The sequence below is a fragment of the Fibrobacter sp. UWB3 genome, assembly GCF_002210405.1.
Lineage (GTDB): Bacteria > Fibrobacterota > Fibrobacteria > Fibrobacterales > Fibrobacteraceae > Fibrobacter.
In genome coordinates this window covers 605251-622390 of the sequence record NZ_MWQJ01000001.1, presented here as the reverse complement: position 1 = coordinate 622390, position 17140 = coordinate 605251, and the positions used below count along the sequence as shown (strand labels likewise).

General features: G+C 50.1%; 18 protein-coding genes and 1 tRNA gene. 18 read left to right on the top strand and 1 reads right to left on the bottom strand.

Going from position 1 to position 17140, the window contains the following annotated elements; all coding sequences use genetic code 11:
* A partial coding sequence (locus B7991_RS14955) for a hypothetical protein (RefSeq protein ID WP_217898031.1) occupies positions 1 to 208 on the bottom strand: 208 nt, incomplete at its 3' end.
* Between B7991_RS14955 and B7991_RS14620 the strand changes: the two genes are divergently transcribed.
* From B7991_RS14620 to B7991_RS02480, 18 genes are all read left to right on the top strand, one after another.
* Entirely contained in the window at positions 195 to 389 is a 195-nt protein-coding gene (locus B7991_RS14620) for a hypothetical protein (RefSeq protein ID WP_141099829.1), read from the top strand. The genes B7991_RS14955 and B7991_RS14620 overlap by 14 nt on opposite strands.
* A gap of 320 nt (positions 390 to 709) precedes the next feature.
* Positions 710 to 1579, top strand: a complete 870-nt coding sequence (locus tag B7991_RS02550) for a TIGR02147 family protein (RefSeq protein ID WP_088629439.1) — start codon at positions 710 to 712, stop codon at positions 1577 to 1579.
* Positions 1566 to 2972 carry a hypothetical protein gene (locus B7991_RS02545; protein WP_088629438.1) on the top strand — a complete coding sequence of 469 codons (1407 nt, stop codon included), beginning with the start codon at positions 1566 to 1568 and terminating at the stop codon, positions 2970 to 2972. The genes B7991_RS02550 and B7991_RS02545 overlap by 14 nt, the downstream gene beginning before the upstream one ends.
* Positions 2973 to 3028: 56 nt before the next feature.
* Positions 3029 to 3099 (top strand) — tRNA-Gln (locus B7991_RS02540).
* A gap of 364 nt (positions 3100 to 3463) precedes the next feature.
* Complete coding sequence (locus B7991_RS02535; protein ID WP_088629437.1) at positions 3464 to 4222, top strand: RNA methyltransferase; 759 nt, start codon at positions 3464 to 3466, stop codon at positions 4220 to 4222.
* 78 nt (positions 4223 to 4300) lie between these two features.
* Positions 4301 to 4624: a thioredoxin gene (trxA, locus tag B7991_RS02530; protein ID WP_088629436.1), complete on the top strand. Its 324-nt coding sequence runs from the start codon at positions 4301 to 4303 to the stop codon at positions 4622 to 4624.
* 90 nt (positions 4625 to 4714) lie between these two features.
* Positions 4715 to 5506: an imidazole glycerol phosphate synthase subunit HisF gene (gene hisF, locus B7991_RS02525; RefSeq protein ID WP_088629435.1), complete on the top strand. Its 792-nt coding sequence runs from the start codon at positions 4715 to 4717 to the stop codon at positions 5504 to 5506.
* A 1-nt stretch (position 5507) separates the two neighbouring features.
* Positions 5508 to 6908 (top strand): TldD/PmbA family protein, encoded by a 1401-nt coding sequence (locus tag B7991_RS02520; RefSeq protein ID WP_088629434.1) that lies wholly within the window; start codon positions 5508 to 5510, stop codon positions 6906 to 6908.
* Entirely contained in the window at positions 6898 to 7026 is a 129-nt protein-coding gene (locus B7991_RS15060; protein WP_254917818.1) for a hypothetical protein, read from the top strand. Before B7991_RS02520 ends, B7991_RS15060 begins: the two co-directional genes overlap by 11 nt.
* 456 nt (positions 7027 to 7482) lie before the next feature.
* Positions 7483 to 8616 (top strand): nucleotidyltransferase family protein, encoded by a 1134-nt coding sequence (locus tag B7991_RS02515; RefSeq protein ID WP_088629433.1) that lies wholly within the window; start codon positions 7483 to 7485, stop codon positions 8614 to 8616.
* 156 nt (positions 8617 to 8772) lie between these two features.
* A complete protein-coding gene (locus B7991_RS02510) occupies positions 8773 to 9609 on the top strand; it encodes a hypothetical protein (protein WP_141099828.1) in 837 nt (278 codons plus the stop codon).
* Between the two features lie 17 nt (positions 9610 to 9626).
* Positions 9627 to 9782 (top strand): hypothetical protein, encoded by a 156-nt coding sequence (locus tag B7991_RS14760; protein WP_176421742.1) that lies wholly within the window; start codon positions 9627 to 9629, stop codon positions 9780 to 9782.
* Between the two features lie 3 nt (positions 9783 to 9785).
* Positions 9786 to 10886 carry a nucleotidyltransferase family protein gene (locus tag B7991_RS02505; protein WP_141099827.1) on the top strand — a complete coding sequence of 367 codons (1101 nt, stop codon included), beginning with the start codon at positions 9786 to 9788 and terminating at the stop codon, positions 10884 to 10886.
* Positions 10887 to 10934: 48 nt separating this feature from the next.
* On the top strand, positions 10935 to 11843 hold the full coding sequence (locus tag B7991_RS02500) for a hypothetical protein (RefSeq protein WP_088629430.1): 909 nt from the start codon (positions 10935 to 10937) through the stop codon (positions 11841 to 11843).
* Positions 11840 to 12319, top strand: a complete 480-nt coding sequence (locus B7991_RS02495; protein WP_217898030.1) for a S24/S26 family peptidase — start codon at positions 11840 to 11842, stop codon at positions 12317 to 12319. Before B7991_RS02500 ends, B7991_RS02495 begins: the two co-directional genes overlap by 4 nt.
* Entirely contained in the window at positions 12316 to 12585 is a 270-nt protein-coding gene (locus B7991_RS02490; protein ID WP_088629428.1) for a PqqD family protein, read from the top strand. Before B7991_RS02495 ends, B7991_RS02490 begins: the two co-directional genes overlap by 4 nt.
* Positions 12558 to 14228, top strand: a complete 1671-nt coding sequence (locus B7991_RS02485) for an ABC transporter ATP-binding protein (protein WP_088629427.1) — start codon at positions 12558 to 12560, stop codon at positions 14226 to 14228. Before B7991_RS02490 ends, B7991_RS02485 begins: the two co-directional genes overlap by 28 nt.
* Positions 14229 to 14469: 241 nt before the next feature.
* Entirely contained in the window at positions 14470 to 17037 is a 2568-nt protein-coding gene (locus B7991_RS02480) for an ATP-dependent Clp protease ATP-binding subunit (protein ID WP_088629426.1), read from the top strand.
* The last annotated feature ends 103 nt before the right edge of the window (positions 17038 to 17140 follow it).

Sequence of the window (17140 nt, the reverse complement as noted above, 5' to 3'; positions counted from 1 at the left end):
GCTCGTCATCCTCGACTTTGTCATCCTGACGCTGAAAGCGGAAGGATCCAGTAAAGTCTAGTTCTTGAAATATAACTGGATGCTTTGACTGCGCCTCAGCATGACGGGAATCAAGATTGCATGACGTTTTACCGTCATCCTGATGCTCGTCATCCTCGACTTTGTCATCCTGACGCTGAAAGCGGAAGGATCCAGTGATTGTTTGCATCACCGTCATCCTGACGCTGAAAGCGGAAGGATCCAGTGAAGTCTTGGTTATGAAAAATAACTGGATGCTTCGCTGCGCTCAGCATGACGAGAATCGAGAACGCATGACGTTTTGCCGTCATCCTGATGCTCGTCATCCTCGACTTTGTCATCCTGACGCTGAAAGCGGAAGGATCCAGTAAAGTCATGTATATGAAATATAACTGGATGCTTTGGCTGCGCCTCAGCATGACGAGATCCGAGCCGAAGCATTTGGCGTTATACGGCCGTAGGCCTATAACGCAAAAGGACTTCCGGTGGAGTACAACCGGAAGTCCGAGGGATGGGATTGGGTGTTCCTTTAAATTAAGCAATTTTTTTTGAAAGCGTATCACCTAAAAAACAAAAAGTGTTCTCGAAGTGTTCTTTTTTGTCGAATTTAGAATGGAATAGGGCTTTTTTTCGGTACGTTTTCAAAAATAGGTGTTCCCAAAAAATTCAAAAAAAATTAGATTTCTTATTGATGAACGTATATGCCTACTACAATTATCGAAAGTACCTCCAGGACTACTACGAGTACCGTAAGTCCGTGCAGAGGTATTTCTCGTACCGGTCTTTTGCAAAGAAGGCTGGGTATTCCTCGTCCGGTCTCTACCTGGACTTGATCCGCGGCCGCAAGTCGCTCACTCCGCAGATGCTCCCGAAATTTATCGCAGCACTCGGGCTTAACGAAAGGGAAGGTCGTTACTTCACCTTGATGGTGGACTTCACTCATGCGACGACCGCTTCTTCGAAGCAGCAGATCTTCGACCAGATGTCTGCGCTCCTCCCGCGTACGATCAAGAACTTGACCAAGAACCAGCAGGAATACTATAGCAAGTGGTATTACGTGGTTGCGCGCGAAGCTCTTGCCGTGTTGAAAATCAACGACAAGAACATTCAGGAACTCGCACTCTTCTTGAATCCGAAAATTTCTCTCCCGCAGGCAAAACAGACCATCCAGCTTCTTCTGAATTTGGGACTTATAGAGCTTGGCGATGATGGATTCTACCATTCCGTAAACAAGGCAATTACGAATGGCAGTGAAATCGCCCCGCTTTTCGTTCATCAGTTCCAAAAGCAGATGATTGATTTGGGTAAGGATGCGCTAGATCACTACAGTACGGAACGTAGAAATGTATCTTGTATGACGATGAGTGTGTCGGCGCAGGGATTGGAACGAATCATTAGCAAGATTGATCTGTTCCGTAAGGAAATCGTGGATATCGTCCGTTCGGACGATGGTGAATCCATGGTTTGCGAACTGAACATCCAGTTCTTCCCGCTGAGCAAGGAAAAGTTGGCTCTTCCGCCTGAGGTCGATGATGGGGAGGGTGAAGATGAAGTTTGCTAAGTCGTATATAGGATTGCTTGTCGCAGTTTGCGCTTGCATGTTCGCTTGCACGAGCGAAAACGGTCAGTTGACCGGAACTGTTACGGACACGGGTAACACGATTGCGCTTGGTGGCGTGGTGACTCGTACCGATGGTTCTCGTGCTGTATCAGCCATGGTCCGCATTGCGCGTGAACCGTCTGTTGGCGATACTCTTGCAGAAATGGATTATATCGAAACGGTGACGAACGAGCAGGGCATGTTCTCGTTTGATTCTGTAATGTCTGATACGTTCCAGCTTGCCGTAATCGATGCCGAGTACCAAGAAATTTCGTACAAGCCGCGTGCTACCGTGACGAAGGGCAAGAATGGCACAGTGTTGGATAGCATCCAGCTTGAAAAGGCTGCCGTGTTTAGCAGTGTGCTCATGTATGAAAATGTGGTCGAACCGTCTGTGGTAGTCGGGGACCATTTCAAGGTCTACATGCCGGGCACTCCGTTCTCGCAGAGCGTGTTTGCTGGTGATTCGTTCTCGATGCTTATCCCTGCCGGTGAATGGTGGCTTGGGTTCTGCCCGGGCGATCCGCAGATCGTGGCTCGTCTTGCCGATTCCGGTGTTGCCGATACGTTAATTTATCGTACATGGAACATGGATGGCGAAGTAAAGTCTGGCGATACGATTTCTAAGGGCCCGTTCATCTGGAGTACGACGATGGAAGTCGATACTTTGATCAAGCTTGAAGAAAAGAAGAGAGAACGCGCTTACTTGTCTGGTACGGTCTTGTGCGGTGATACGGCTTGCGCAAATGTTCAGGTCCAGATGATTACCGATTTGTACGGCTTTGAATTTGTCGAAGGCGATTCCATTGGCTTTGTGATGCAGACGGTGACGGATGATTCTGGACGCTGGGTGATGCCTGCTCCGGAAAAGGTCCCGCACGACAGCTTGCGCATGGAATACCGCTTGCTCGATGAAGAGGGCGCCGTTGCTCTTGCCGGTGTGAGCCGTTATGTGCTTGCAACGGAATTCAAGAAAAAGGACACGCTCTCGATTGGCGAAACGAACCTCTTGAAGCCTTCTGTGCTGGTGAGCGGTGTCAAGCTTGCCTTTGACGGCACTGATACGACGCTGTCTGATAATTGCATGGCAAACAGTGTGGTTGTTGGTTTGAAGGGTACGAGCCATTTTGTGAGAGAGATGGTCTGCAATATGTTGAAGATTGTCGATCTCCCGGCTGGCGGACATGATATAGTTCTTTATTCTGGTGACCCGAAGGTTTTGAAGGCTCTCCAGAATGCAGGTGTTGCTTTTGACGATTACGTGAGATCGGCTCATGTGCAGCTGCCGAAAAATGATACTCTCGACCAGCAATGGATGACTTTTGAGCCAATAACTTTACAAACTGAAAAATAATTTTCAATAACCCCTTGCAAAAGTGAAAATTATTTTCTAAAATTGGTGCGCACTGATGAGCTATGGTGTAACGGTAGCACAACAGATTCTGACTCTGTTTGTCTAGGTTCGAATCCTGGTAGCTCAACTAAAAACTCTTTGCTCTTACTCCTGAGCAGAGAGTTTTTTGTTTTGTGCGGCGGCAGAATGCCTCGAGATGCCGCCGGATGTGCGAAATTTGGAAAAAGTGCGTTTTTTACGTGAAAAATTAGGGAAAAATGCGGAAATTTACGTAATTTTGTATATAAATTAAGCGAAATTGGATAAAGAGGGTGCTTTTTGCGGGTGTTTTGTAATGTTTTTACTGAAGAAAACACTTGAGTATGGGCTAAATTTGGGAAAAATCAAAAAATATTACAGATAAAGTTGAAAAGTCGGTTTTTAAAGGGCATTTTTATTGAGTTTGGAGCGTCAATGACTAAGAACTATTGACTAATGACTAAATTTGTGTCATGGAATTTTTTGACTACTTTGAAGAGGTTTATGGCGAGCGCTGGCCTGCGTTGCTGGAATCGCTGAAGGGCGAGGGCTGTGCTACAAAGCTCCAGTTTGATGACGCCTTGGAACCGTATTTCTTGGACGAGGCTTCGGTGTTCGCGGCTAAGGCGCTTGCGGTAGAGCCTGGAATGGATGTGCTTGACATGTGCGCTGCTCCGGGCGGCAAATCGCTCGTGATTGCCTCGATGCTCAAGGGCGAAGGTTCGCTCCAGTGCAATGACCGCTCGCCGGATAGGCGTCTCCGCTTGCAGCATGTGCTCGAAAATTCCTTGCCGGAGTCTTGGCGCTCGATTATCAACGTCACGGGCTACGATGGCGTGAAGTTCGGCATGCACAAGAAGGAATGCTACGACCGCATTTTGCTTGATGCGCCGTGCTCTTCGGATAGGCATGTGCTGAATTCGCCTTCACATTTGGAGGTGTGGTCGGTGAAGCGCGTGAAGCGCTTGTCGGTGGAACAGGGCTCGCTCCTTGCATCGGCGGTGGATGCGCTTAGGCCGGGTGGTGAGCTGATTTACGGAACTTGTGCGCTTTCGCCTCTCGAAAACGATGCTGTGGTCGCCAAAATCTTGAAGAAACGCAAGATGATGGAATTTGTTCGAATTGAGGACTTGCCGGAGGGCGCGGACCGCACGGAACTCGGCGTTCATATTTTGCCGGACAAGACCCGTGGCTGCGGACCCATCTATTGCGCGAAGATGAGGAAGAAATAACTGGATTCCTCGTCCTAACGGACTCGGAATGACGTTGTAGTTTGCTATATTTCCTATCGGTATATAGGAGAAATTTTTATGGCAGCTTTGAATCTTACTGCAGAATCCTTTGACAAAGTTATTTCTTCGGGTCAGCTTGTGCTTGTTGACTTCTGGGCAACCTGGTGCCGTCCGTGTATGATGATGGGCCCGGTGGTCGAAGAACTTTCCAACGAATTCGACGGTCGCGCAATCGTTGCAAAGATCAACGTCGATGACGAAGGTGTTTCGGACATTTGCGCTCGTTTTGGCATCACGAACATTCCGAACATGAAGTTGTTCAAAAACGGTGTCGAAGTGGGTAACGTCGTCGGTGCAGTGCCGAAGAATACGCTCAAGAACGCCATCGAAAAGAATCTCTAATCGCTTGGAAAAATGCGTTTGAAAGAGCTCGGTTTGATGTACCGGGCTCTTTGTTGTTGACGGCTTTTGCCAGTTTTCTACATTTGGAATATGCTCACGAAACGTTTAATTGTCTGCTTGGATGTCCGTAACCGCAAGGTCACGAAGGGTGTAAAGTTTAAAGGTAATATCGACATTGGCGACCCTGTAGAAATGGGTGCGCGTTATAGCGATGACGGTGTCGATGAACTCGTTTTTTACGATATCACGGCGAGCGCCGAAAACCGCCCGTGTGACATGGAAATGATCCGTCAGATTGCAAAGCGCGTGTTTATCCCGTTTGCAGTGGGTGGCGGTATCCGCAACTTGGACGACATGCACGAAGCGCTCCTCGCAGGGGCCGAAAAGGTGAGCGTGAACAGCCTTGCTGTGCTGCACCCGGAAATCATTGCCGAAGGCGCAAAGGCGTTTGGACGCCAGTGCATCGTGCTTGGCATGGATGCGAAGTTCGTGGGCGTTTCGGACAAGATTCCGAGCGGTTACGAAGTGTTTATTCGCGGTGGTCGCCAGGCGATGGGCATCGACGCTTTGCAGTGGGCAAAGCGCGCCGAGGAACTCGGCGTTGGCGAAATCTGCTTGAACTCCATTGACACTGATGGCGTCAAGAACGGCTACGAACTCACGATTACCGACATGATTGCAAAGGCTGTGCAAGTGCCTGTGATTGCAAGTGGTGGTGCTGGAACTCCGGCGCACATCGTGGACTTGTTCCGCAAGACGAGTGCCGATGCGGCACTGGTCGCGTCAATGGTGCATTTTGGCGATTATACGGTCCCTGGTATCAAGGGCGAAATGCTTGCTGCCGGAATCCCGGTGCGCAAGAAGATGAACGGCGAGGTGTAAGATGAATCCGGAAGTTGCCGTCAAGATTTTTGAAGCCGGCAAGAGTGCCGGGGCTGACTTTGTTGAAATTTTTGAGGAAGAGACCCGCAGTTCAAGCCTCGGCTTGAAGGATCGCCAGATTGAAACGGCGACCGCGGGTACCGAGTACGGTATCGGCGTTCGCCTTTTGTACGGGACGGAAGTCCTGTACGGGTTCACGAGCGACGACAGCGAAGAAGCTCTCGTGAAGCTTGTGAAGACGCTTGCGTTCGGGCGCATTGCCGCCGCAGCGGGGGCGGAAGGCTCGGCTGCAAGGCCTTTTGAATTTGCTCCTGAAAAGCGCATTTGCGATTTTAACACGGCCGCTTACAAGGATCCGCGCGTGCTCGGCCAGGCCATGAAGCAGGACTTCTTGTTCCGTGCAGACAAGGCGGCCCGTGCGCTCTCGCCGAAGATTGCTCAGGTGGGCGCTAGCGTAACCGACAGCTGCACTTCGATTTCTCTTTTGAATAGCGAAGGCTTGCATCTGGAAATGACTCGTGGCCGCTTGCGTGTAAACGTGAACGTGACGGCAACGGACGGCACGGAACGCTTGACGACGCACGAAGCTCCGGGCGCTCTTGGCGGTTATGAACTTTTAGCAAACTATTCTCCAGAAGCTTTGGCAACGGAATGTGGCGAGCGCGTGCTGCGCATGCTCGATGCCGGCTACATCACAGGCGGCCAGATGCCGGTCGTGATGGGCAATGGCTTTGGCGGCGTGATTTTCCACGAAGCTTGCGGTCATCCGCTGGAGACGGAATCTATCCGTCGCAATGCAAGTCCGTTCTGCGGAAAGCTTGGTGAAGCGATTGGCCAGCCTTGCTTGACTGCCATTGACGATGGTACGATGGACGGCGTGTGGGGAAGTCTCAAGTACGATGACGAAGGAACGCCGACGCAGCGCACGACGCTTATCGAAAACGGTATTTTGAAAACGTACATGAGCGACCGCGTGGGCGCCATGGAAGTAGGTGTTGAACGCACCGGAAGTGCCCGCCGTGAAAGCTACAAGTACGCGCCTGTAAGCCGCATGCGCAATACGTTTATCGCGCCGGGCAAGGATACTCTTGACTCCATGATTGCAAGCGTGGATAACGGCCTCTATGCAGCCCGCATGGCAGGCGGTTCTGTGAACCCGGCAACGGGTGAATTCAACTTTGCCGTCGATGAAGGTTACGTCATTCGTAATGGCAAGATTTGTGAACCGGTCCGTGGCGCAACGCTTATCGGTAAAGGTCACGAGATTATGCCGCGCATTAGCATGGTCGGCTCAGACTTTGAACAGGCCGCAGGCGTTTGTGGAGCCTCTTCGGGACACGTGCCGGTCACTGTCGGCCAGCCCTCCATTAAGGTGGACCAAATCCTCGTCGGTGGACGATAATACAAGACTTGACTGGGTTCTTCGCTGCGCTCAGAACGACGAAATTATAACTTTGACTGGATTCCTCACTTCATTCGGAATGACGGTGAAGCATCGTCATCCTGAACGCGAAGCGTGAAGGATCCAGTTATATCTAGTTTGTAGAACAAGATTTAACTGGGTTCTTCGCTACGCTCAGAACGACGAGATTTTGACTTCGACTGGGTTCTTCGCTGCGCTCAGAACGACGATGAAGTTGTCGGAATGACGGAGTGCATAATGGAAAAGCCCTCGCAAGAGGGCTTTGGAGTATTATGGGTTGTCAATACAAGTAAAGTACAAAACCATTTCGAATAAAACAAGAAAAGCATGTAAAAAAGAAACAACGGCATCTCGTGAGAGGTGCCGTTGTTTTGGTGTATGGGATGTTTGGTTTTGTATCCATAAAATAGTTTAAATTGGAGTATTAGTGGTGTTTTTTGGAACATTTCCGATGTAAAGGTTTACAACACTTACAACGGCCTACAACACTGATTTTTAGGCGGTTTTGGGGTAAAAAACGATGATTTTGCCATATATTTTCTAATTTGAGGCAATGAATTCATTAGAAAAAGAGGCTTTGTACGAGCTTTTGCGGATTGCCGTTGGTGCAAATGACGCTACTCACTGCTTGACGCATACGCTTGACGCGGAACAGTGGCTCGAATTGCATTCTGTGTGCCTGAAGCAGCAGATTGTTGCCGTTGTCTACCATGCGATTTGCCGTTTGCCCAAGGAACAGCAGCCCCCGCTGGATATCGCGTTTCAGTGGGCGAGCGAAGCGGAGACGGTTAGAGGGCATAACCAGCATTTGAATGCCGAAACAGCTCGCTTGACGGCGCTTTTTACCGCGCAGGGGTGTAAGACTGCTGTGCTTAAAGGCCCTGCCAATGCAAGGCTTTACCCCGAACCTGCGATGCGCCATGCCGGCGATATCGACTTGTGGGTCGAGGGCGGCCGCAAAAAGATTCTGGAGCTGTTGCCCAAGATGGGTTTTGCGATTAACCCCAAAGACCTGCTTTCGGAACACCATATCCATTTGAATTGCAAGGATCGTAGTGTCACCGTCGAAATCCACTACAAGCCTTCTTCTGGTAACTTTAATCCGTTCTCGACGAGCCGCCTCCTCCGCTTTTTGGACCGTGAAATCCAGGATGTAGAGCTGGTGCCCGAAGGTTTTTACGTGCCGTCGATGAAATTTGCGCTTACGATGCAGCTTGCGCATATTCAAAAGCATTTTTTGAAAAATGGCATCGGGTTTAAGCAGATTCTCGATTACTATATACTCCTGAAGCATTCCTCCGTGCAAGACCGGCGTGATGTGAATGCGCAGCTGTCTTCTTTAGGGCTGTTGCGGTCTGCGGGCGCCTTGATGTGGGTCTTGGAGCGCGTCTGGGGGCTGGGTGAATCGGAAATGATTTGTGCGCCAGACCGAAAGCGTGGCGAAAGGATGCTCGACGAAATATTCAATGGGGCGAACTTTGGCAAGTACCGCAAATTGGAGCGGCGCGAAGTGCAAGTCCACTTTTTGGTACGGTGGCTAAAACGTAAATCGCGTGATTTTAGTTTGTTCTGGTTTGCTCCGTCCGAAGTCGCCTGGATCTTTTTTGACTACCTGAGGTCTTTTTTACGGTCGGTACCGGTCCGCATCAAAATGCGTAAGCTTTCGCTGTGGGATGTTTTCCATTAGGCTTTTTTGAAATATGACTGGAACTTTTTGTTCCGTTTTGTGGGTTTGAAGAAAAAAAACTTACAAAAAGAATACGTAATTACGTGTTTTATATTGCAAGTAAGAATATTTTAAACTATTTTTCTTGCTAGAATTTCAAAAGAAGGACGAAAAACTATGAAAAAAATACATCTGACACGTTTTGCCGCTATGGCAACAGTCGCTTTGTTGGGTTCAACCGCAGCCTGGGCTGTAGATTGTGTCTCTGCTTCAGGTTCCACGTTGACGTTGCAGTCGAACGCATCGTGTAATAAAGTCTCGATTGCAGATGGTGTTTCCTCGGGGATAAATAAAATTGTAGTTGAACGTGGTACTGAATCCGCCCTGTATTCCACTCTTATGCTTCCGGTAACGGTCAAACCTTCTGAAAGTGAGAACATCTTAGCCGCTTATTACCCGACGGGCTATAATCCGAGCACAACTACGCTTGATATGCAAAGCACTGATGAAATTAAAGCAAACAAGCCCTATCTTGTAGAGGTTTTGGGTTCTCCAAAAACGTTTACTTTTAACAAAGCTTCGGGCTATACAGTAGAGAAAACAGGCGATGACGAGCATTCCGTTACGTTGGAAAAATCTTGCTGGGAATTCACTGGCACATACGCTTACAAACATTGGGATAGTGCAGATAACCTTTATGGTTATGACTCTGAAGACGGTGTATTTGTAAAAGCACTCAGTGCGACAATTTATCCAATGCGTGCTTACTTGACCTGTACAGGCAGTGGATATAGCAACAATAGTTTGCGCAAGTCCGCAGTAGAAGAACTTCCTGAAGTTATCAATGTCCGTTTCTTAGACAAAAATGGTGGTACATTGTCTATCGGCAAGATGAACACCAGAACCGGCGACATCCAGATGCAGGACCGTTACTATGACCTCAAGGGCCGCAAGCTGAACGGCAAGCCCCAGAACAAGATCATGTACGTCAACAAGAAAGTCATCAAGCACTAATCCAAAGGAGATTTATCATGAAAAAGCAATACGAAACTCCTAAGATGCACACCATCGATTTTGAATGCAAAACAAACCTTTTGGCTGGTTCTTGCGATCCAAGTAACGCACCAACTAGAAGCAACGTTATCTTTGGCTTGAACCTCGATGATATTACAGATCCCAAGGCTTAAGCCTTGAAACATTCGCTCGACGAAATGTTCTGTGAACTCCTGCGAGTCGCCCTCGGGCTCTCGCAGGTTTTTCCGTATATACCGACCGACAAGGAGTGGCAAGCGCTCTACACAATGGCGCATCGCCAAACGCTTTTGGGGGTCGCTTATAACGCCATAGCGCGTTTACCCAAGGAATCTCAACCGCCACGCTTATTAATGCTGCTTTGGGCGAGAGATGCCGAGGCTATCCGTGGCAAGAACCGCCTTTTCTATCAGGAATCGGCCCGTTACACGCAGCTGTTTGCTGAACGTGGGTTCCGCAGCGCCATCTTGAAAGGCCAAGCCAATGCTCGCTTGTATCCTGATCCGTTTTCAAGGCAACCCGGCGATATCGACATCTATGTTCCCGGCGGTTTCGACAAGGTCCTAGAGTTATTGCACAGTCTAGGGATTCAAAACCTTGAACATGTAACTCCAAATTATCACGACATTGAATTTGTAGACGAAAAAGGCGTGCTTGTAGAAGTCCATCACAAGCCCACGTCTGCAACATATGCCGTCCGCTTGAACAAGACTTACGACGAAATCCTGAAAGTCCTCGAACCAGAGCTTGAGAACCTGACGCTTACGCCCGAAGGCTTTTACAGCCCAAGTATCCGTTTTGCGCTACTGATGCAGCTCGTTCATTTGTACAAACACGCCTTGCTTTCTGGAGTAAGCCTTAGGCAGTACATGGATTACTATATGTTGCTGACACACTCGACCGAGGCGGACCGTCAGTACACATGGGAATTTGCCAAGAAAATCGGTATGCGGCAGGGGTGTGCTGCTATTATGGGCGTCTTGGGGCGTGTATTCAAGTTGCCTCAGGATAAAATGCTTTGCAAGCCCAGCAAATTCTTTAGCCGGATTCTGTACCGCGCGACATTTGCCGAAGGCGACTTTGGAGCTAAAAGAACATACAAACGCAATGTGCTTAAACGCTGGATCAGCGACCGTTTTAATAACTTGCGCATATTGCCCATAGCTCCTCAATATTATATTTACAAAGAATCTAAATATTGGATCAATACCATTTCGCTTATTCCCGAGCGTATCCGGCGTCGGAAAATTGCTCTTTAGTTTTCTTGATAGCTCGGAAACGATTCGGTTAAGCTGTGAAGATTACTAATGAATAAGAAATTTTTTAAAGTTGCTGACCATGTTTTTTGTGTCGAGGCTTGCGATGAATTGCTCTCGCAAATGAGCAATTACGAGCCTTTTGAGGTGGATTTTTGCGATGCGTGCTGTGAAAAGCCTGTGTTTTCGCTTGCGGTGCATGAGGCTGTAGCGCCTGAATTTACCGAGGATACCCGCCAAGAAGATGAGGGCCAGTCCATTGTATGTGGGCGTACGGCAGAAGGCTTGCCGGTATTTGACTTTTGGCTTTTGGATAAGTCGACGGGCGTGCTTGTTTGCGAAAAGGATTTTAAGCATGCGGTACTGTTTTTAGGCGAAAAATGCGATGGTGCGGCGATTACCGGAATGCGCCAGTTTGCGCTGAACAATGCGATTATGGTCTTGTATGCTCTTGCGACTGCGGGGCTTGACACTGCGTTGTTCCATGCGGCGTGCGTGAGCTATAAGGGGCTTGGCTATTTGTTCTTGGGCAAGAGCGGTACGGGCAAAAGTACGCATGCAAGGCTTTGGCTCAAGTACATTGAGGGTACGGAGCTGTTCAATGACGATAACCCTGTAGTGCGTTTGTTCGAAAAAGACGGCAAAAAGGTTGCGGTTGCCTATGGCTCGCCGTGGAGCGGAAAGACGCCTTGCTACAAGAATGTCAAATTTGAACTGGGCGGTTTTGTGCTTTTGTCGCAGGCTCCGTTCAACAAGATTTCCCCGTTGAAAGGTGTGTCTGCGTATGCGGCGATTATGCCGGGAATTTCGGGAATGCGCTGGGACAAGAAGATTGCCGATGGTTTACACCTCACGCAAAACGGGCTTGCCTCGAATGTACCGATATGGTATCTGGAATGCTTGCCCGATGAAGAGGCTGCAAAGCTTTGCTGCCAGACGATTGCTCGTGAGATTCAATGATGGATTCCGCGAAAAAAAGTGATGCGCTCATCATGGCCGAGGCGATTCGCCTAGTGGGCGAGGGCGTGAGCGTTACGTTCCCAGTGAACGGCCGTAGCATGTTGCCATTTATCGTGGGCGGTCGCGATAGCGTGATTCTGGAAAAGCCTGTGGATCTGTGCGTAGGCGATGTGGTGCTAGCGCATGCTATTCCGGATAATGTCGCGCATTTGGAAAATGCAGAAAAACATTATGTTATCCATAGAATCGTTGCGCTCTCGGGTGATGATGTGGTCCTCATGGGTGATGGAAACCTTGTGCAGCGGGAATACTGCAAGCGGTCTGAGGTCTATGCCAAGGTGGTTTGCGTGGTCAAGCCGAACGGAAAAAAATGCTTGCAGAGCGCGTGGCGTTCTCGGATTGCATCTAAAATATGGTATATTCTTTTGCCAGTGAGAAATTATTTACTTTGGATTTATAGAAAGGTGAAAAAATGAAAATTAAGAACGGTTTTGTATTGCGCGATGTGTGTGGCGAACAGGTGATTATGGGCGAAGGTATTGGCGCTCTGGATTTTGGTCGCCTTTTGTGCTTGAACGAAACGGCCGCGTGGCTCTGGAAAAAGGCTGAGGAAATGGGCGAGTTTACTGTGGAAGCGCTTGCTGTTGCTCTTTGCAACGAATATGACGTGAGCGAAGAACAGGCTCGGATCGATGTCGCTGCGATTGTCGGTGAATGGCAAAAGGTGAACGTGCTCGAATGAAGTATGTCGCTTGGCTGTGGCGCGGAACAAAAGATGTTCGCGTAAATATCGTCATCCGCATTTTGGCGGGGATCGGGCGCGTGGCGTGCGGTCTTTTGATGATATGGCTCAGCAAGCGGTTTATCGACGAGACGATTCGCACCGGGACGCAAGACGACATTTTGCAGATGATTTTGTTCTTGGTGCTTACGGTTGTGGGGACGATTGTCCTTAGGCTTCTGTATTACTACATGACGGCCGCTGCGACGGTCAAAAAGACGAATGCGCTTAGGCTGTTCTATTTTGGCACGCTGTTCAGGCGTAAGCTTTTTGATGGCCATGAACTGCATTCGGGCGATGTGTCTTCGAGGCTTTCGAAGGATATTGAAACGGTATCGACTTCTATTATCGATACGATTCCGCAGATGGCGGTGACCGGAATCCAGCTTGTGGGCGCGTTTTTGCTGATGCGCTGGTTCGATGCGCGGTTGGCGTGGGCGCTGTTGTTGCTGACCCCTGTGCTGGTCGTGGTAGGGAAGCTGATTTCTCGGCGCTTGCGTAATATGACGCTTGAAATTCGCGAAGGCGAAAGCCGCATCCAGATGCAGGTGCAGGAGGGCGTGGAATACAACGCCGTGTTGCGCTCGCTCGAAAGCGAAAACTGGGTGCTGGAACGCCTTGGTTTAAAACAAAATAAGCTTGAAGGCGATGTCCTGCGCCGGACGCGTTTTACGGCGGTGGCTCGGTTTGCGATTGGCTCTGCGTTTGGGCTGGGGTACTTGCTTGCCTTTATTTGGGGCGGGCTTGGGCTGCGCGAGGGGACCATCACTTTTGGCGTGATGACGTCTTTTTTGCAGCTGGTCGGGCAAATTCAGCATCCGATTTTGACGTTGCTTGGGATGGTGCCGCAGCTGGTGCATTCGACGGCTAGCATTGACCGCTTGGATGAACTGGAAAAAGGCGCGGACGAGACTCCGGGGGAATCGCGCGCGGAAATGCTTTTGGAATCGCCATTGGAAATGCGCGGGCGGCTCGGGTTGCGCTTGGACAACGTAAGTTTTGGGTATAAGGGTGGGGACCGCGAAGTGGTATGCGGGTTCTCGCACGATTTTAAGCCGGGCAGCAAAAATGCCATCATGGGCGAGACGGGCAAGGGCAAGACGACTTTGTTCAGGCTTTTGCTTGGGTTTATCAAGCCCGATTTTGGTAGGATTGAACTTTATACGGAACGCGAGAATGTGGCTGTTTCGGAGGCGACCCGTTCGAATTTTGTGTACGTGCCTCAGGGCAACACGCTGATGAACGGCTCCGTGCGCTACAATTTGCAGCTTGCAAAACCGGATGCGACCGATGAAGAAATGCACCGCGCTTTGCAGATTGCCTGTGCAGAGTTTGTCTTGGACTTGCCGAATGGCCTGGACTGCGAAATCGGTGAACGCGGGCATGGACTTAGCGAAGGCCAGGCACAGCGTATTGCGATTGCCCGAGGGCTTTTGCGCCCGGGCCGCATTTTGCTTTTTGATGAAATCAGCTCGTCGCTGGACGAGGCGACCGAGGCGGAACTTTACCGTCGGCTGTTCGAGGCCTTCCCGGAAAAGACGATGCTTTTTGTGACGCATAGGACTGCCGTTTGCGAAATGTGCGATGAGACCGTCAGGCTATAAGTCTGCTGTGATAAGTGTGTAAGGAGGTTCCCGCTTTCGCGGGAATGACAGAAAGGGTTGTTTCAAAAAAATCCTTTGAAACGTTGCTTTTGAAACGCTGGCGTGTTATTTTTTGAATAGGGTGGGAACTTGGAACGGCTTGAATTGCCGTTTTTTCGCTGAAAATCGCGATTTTAGGGAGCTAGGGGCGTTTTGGCACGCCATTTGCATAGGGTAAGGCGTAAAAAAAGAGGATATAATAATGTCAGATTTTACTAACGATGCAGAAAAGGTCTTGGCCAAGGCGCAAAGCTTGCGCGACCGCTGTTCGCACTCCTATTTGGGTGCGGCTCATTTGGCCGTTGGTCTTGTTGAAGGCCCCGATGCAACTCTGAAGAAACTCTATAAGTCCAAGGGCGTCAAGACGAACGAACTCCGTGGCCGTTTGGAACCGTTTGTCCAGAAAATCCCGCGCATGGAAGGCGTAAACCCGGATGTAGAACCGGATAGCGACTTGAACCGTATTTTGCGTGCCGCAGTGCAGGCTGCTCGTCAGGTCAGCCGTATGGTGACGCCGGGCGATTTGCTTGTGGCGTTGATGAAGTTCTCGGGCGACCGTGGACTTGCCAAGGTCTTTGAAGATGCTCTTGGCTCGACCGAAGTGGTGGAAACTTGGCTTTCAGATCCGTTTGCAGGGGCTGCGAATGCTGAGGAACAGTCTCCGTTAAAGCTTTATGGCCGTGAACTTGTCGAAATGGCGGCTGACGGAAAACTCTCGCCGGTGATTGGCCGTGAAGAAGAAATCCGCCGTGTGATTTTGATTTTGAGCCGTAAGACAAAGAACAATCCATGCTTGGTCGGTGAACCGGGCGTGGGTAAGACGGCTATTGTCGAAGGCCTTGCCGAACGTATTTACCGCGGCGACGTGCCGGATGCGTTGAAGGGCAAGAAGGTCTTTGCACTTGATTTGTCTGCCTTGATGGCGGGTGCCAAGTACCGTGGCGACTTTGAAGAACGTCTCAAATCTGTGATTGACGCTATTGAAGAAGATGGCAACACGCTTATGTTCATCGACGAACTCCACAACATTGTGGGGGCGGGCAAGACCGAAGGCTCCATGGACTTGGGCAATATGCTTAAGCCGAAACTTGCTCGTGGCGAACTCCATTGCATTGGTGCAACGACGACTCAGGAATACCGTAAGTACATCGAAAAGGATTCTGCTTTGGAACGTCGTTTCCAGCCGGTGCAGGTTTCGGAACCGAGTGAAGACGAAGCAATTTCCATCTTGCGTGGCATTAAGGATGGCTTTGATGCGCACCATGGCGTGCGTCTGCACGATAACGCGCTCGTGGCTGCTGTGAAGCTTTCGAACCGTTACATCAGTGACCGATTCCTCCCGGATAAGGCCATTGACTTGATCGACGAGGCGGCAAGCCTTGTGAAAACGCAGATGGATACGGTCCCGGAAGCACTCGATACCTTGCAACGTAAGGAACTCCAGATGAAAATCGAGGAGCAGGCGCTTTCGAAGGAAACGGATGAAGCGAGCGTCAAGCGCTTGAAAGAACTCCGTGAAGACTTGGCTGTGACGGATGCTGCGGTCAAGCAGATGCAGGAACGCTGGCAAGACCGCCGTGCCGCATTTGCCGAAGTTCAGGACTTGAAGAAATCCTTGAAGGCCGCAAAGGACGAGATGGAACAGGCCGAAGCCCGTTACGACTTGAACCGTGCTGCTGAACTCAAGTACAACAAGATTGTGAACATCGAAAAGGAACTGGCTCAAAAGACCGAAGCGCTCCGCAAGAGTGCCGAAGAAGGTGGCTTGAGCGAAGAAGTGACCGAAGAGACGATTGCCCTTGTGGTGAGCCGTTGGACGGGAATTCCGGTGACAAAGCTTTGCGAAGGTGAAAAGGCGAAGTTGTTGCACTTGGACGAACGTTTGCATGCCCGCGTGATTGGCCAGGACGAAGCTGTCGAAGCCGTGTCCGAAGCCATTTTGCGTAACCGTAGCGGCCTCTCCCGTGAAAATGCGCCGATTGGAAGCTTCCTCTTCTTGGGCCCGACGGGCGTGGGTAAGACGGAACTTGCAAAGGCTTTGGCTGTGGAACTTTTCGATAGCGAAAACGCACTTGTCCGTATCGACATGAGCGAATACATGGAAAAACATAGCGTTAGCCGTTTGATCGGTGCTCCTCCGGGATACGTGGGATACGAAGAGGGCGGCCAGCTGACCGAAGCCGTGCGTACGCATCCGTACTGCGTGATTTTGCTCGACGAAATCGAGAAGGCGCATCCGGACGTGTTCAATACGCTGTTGCAGGTGCTCGATGACGGTCGTTTGACGGACGGCAAGGGCCGTACGGTGAACTTCAAGAACACCTTGATTTTGATGACCTCGAACTTGGGTGCCGAGAAGTTCCGCTTGAGTGCGACTAGTGCCAAGAACGGTGAACCGCCGCAGGTTGCGCTTGCGGATGTTGAAGCTGACTTGCATGCGTTCTTCCGCCCGGAATTCTTGAACCGTTTGGACGAAGTGCTTGTGTTCCAGAGCCTCTCGAAGAAGCAGATTCGCGAAATCGTGAAACTCAAATTTGCGGATTTGGCGAACCGCGCTGCCCGTCAGGACTTGGTGCTTACACTTTCGGATGCGGCACTTGATGCCATTGCGGAAGGTGCTTACCAGCCGGAATTCGGTGCTCGCCCGATTCAGCGTTACATCGAACGCAACATAGAACGTCCGTTGAGCCACGCTATACTCTCGGGAACCGTGAGTGCGGCAAAGCCTGCCGTGGTGGACTACAAGGACGGAATGTTTGTGGTGAAATAATAGGTGGTAGACAGAGGCGTCATCCTGAGTGAAGAACCGTTAGGTTCGTATCGAAGGATCCAGTAAAATTATTCGCTAGAAATAACTGGATTCCTCGTCCTAA

Coding starts and splice junctions, on each gene's coding strand:
- B7991_RS02550 (WP_088629439.1), top strand. CDS start 710: ATGAACGTATATGCCTACTACAATTATCGAAAGTACCTCCAGGACTAC.
- B7991_RS02545 (WP_088629438.1), top strand. CDS start 1,566: ATGAAGTTTGCTAAGTCGTATATAGGATTGCTTGTCGCAGTTTGCGCT.
- B7991_RS02535 (WP_088629437.1), top strand. CDS start 3,464: ATGGAATTTTTTGACTACTTTGAAGAGGTTTATGGCGAGCGCTGGCCT.
- trxA (WP_088629436.1), top strand. CDS start 4,301: ATGGCAGCTTTGAATCTTACTGCAGAATCCTTTGACAAAGTTATTTCT.
- hisF (WP_088629435.1), top strand. CDS start 4,715: ATGCTCACGAAACGTTTAATTGTCTGCTTGGATGTCCGTAACCGCAAG.
- B7991_RS02520 (WP_088629434.1), top strand. CDS start 5,508: ATGAATCCGGAAGTTGCCGTCAAGATTTTTGAAGCCGGCAAGAGTGCC.
- B7991_RS02515 (WP_088629433.1), top strand. CDS start 7,483: ATGAATTCATTAGAAAAAGAGGCTTTGTACGAGCTTTTGCGGATTGCC.
- B7991_RS02510 (WP_141099828.1), top strand. CDS start 8,773: ATGAAAAAAATACATCTGACACGTTTTGCCGCTATGGCAACAGTCGCT.
- B7991_RS14760 (WP_176421742.1), top strand. CDS start 9,627: ATGAAAAAGCAATACGAAACTCCTAAGATGCACACCATCGATTTTGAA.
- B7991_RS02500 (WP_088629430.1), top strand. CDS start 10,935: ATGAATAAGAAATTTTTTAAAGTTGCTGACCATGTTTTTTGTGTCGAG.
- B7991_RS02495 (WP_217898030.1), top strand. CDS start 11,840: ATGATGGATTCCGCGAAAAAAAGTGATGCGCTCATCATGGCCGAGGCG.
- B7991_RS02490 (WP_088629428.1), top strand. CDS start 12,316: ATGAAAATTAAGAACGGTTTTGTATTGCGCGATGTGTGTGGCGAACAG.
- B7991_RS02485 (WP_088629427.1), top strand. CDS start 12,558: ATGGCAAAAGGTGAACGTGCTCGAATGAAGTATGTCGCTTGGCTGTGG.
- B7991_RS02480 (WP_088629426.1), top strand. CDS start 14,470: ATGTCAGATTTTACTAACGATGCAGAAAAGGTCTTGGCCAAGGCGCAA.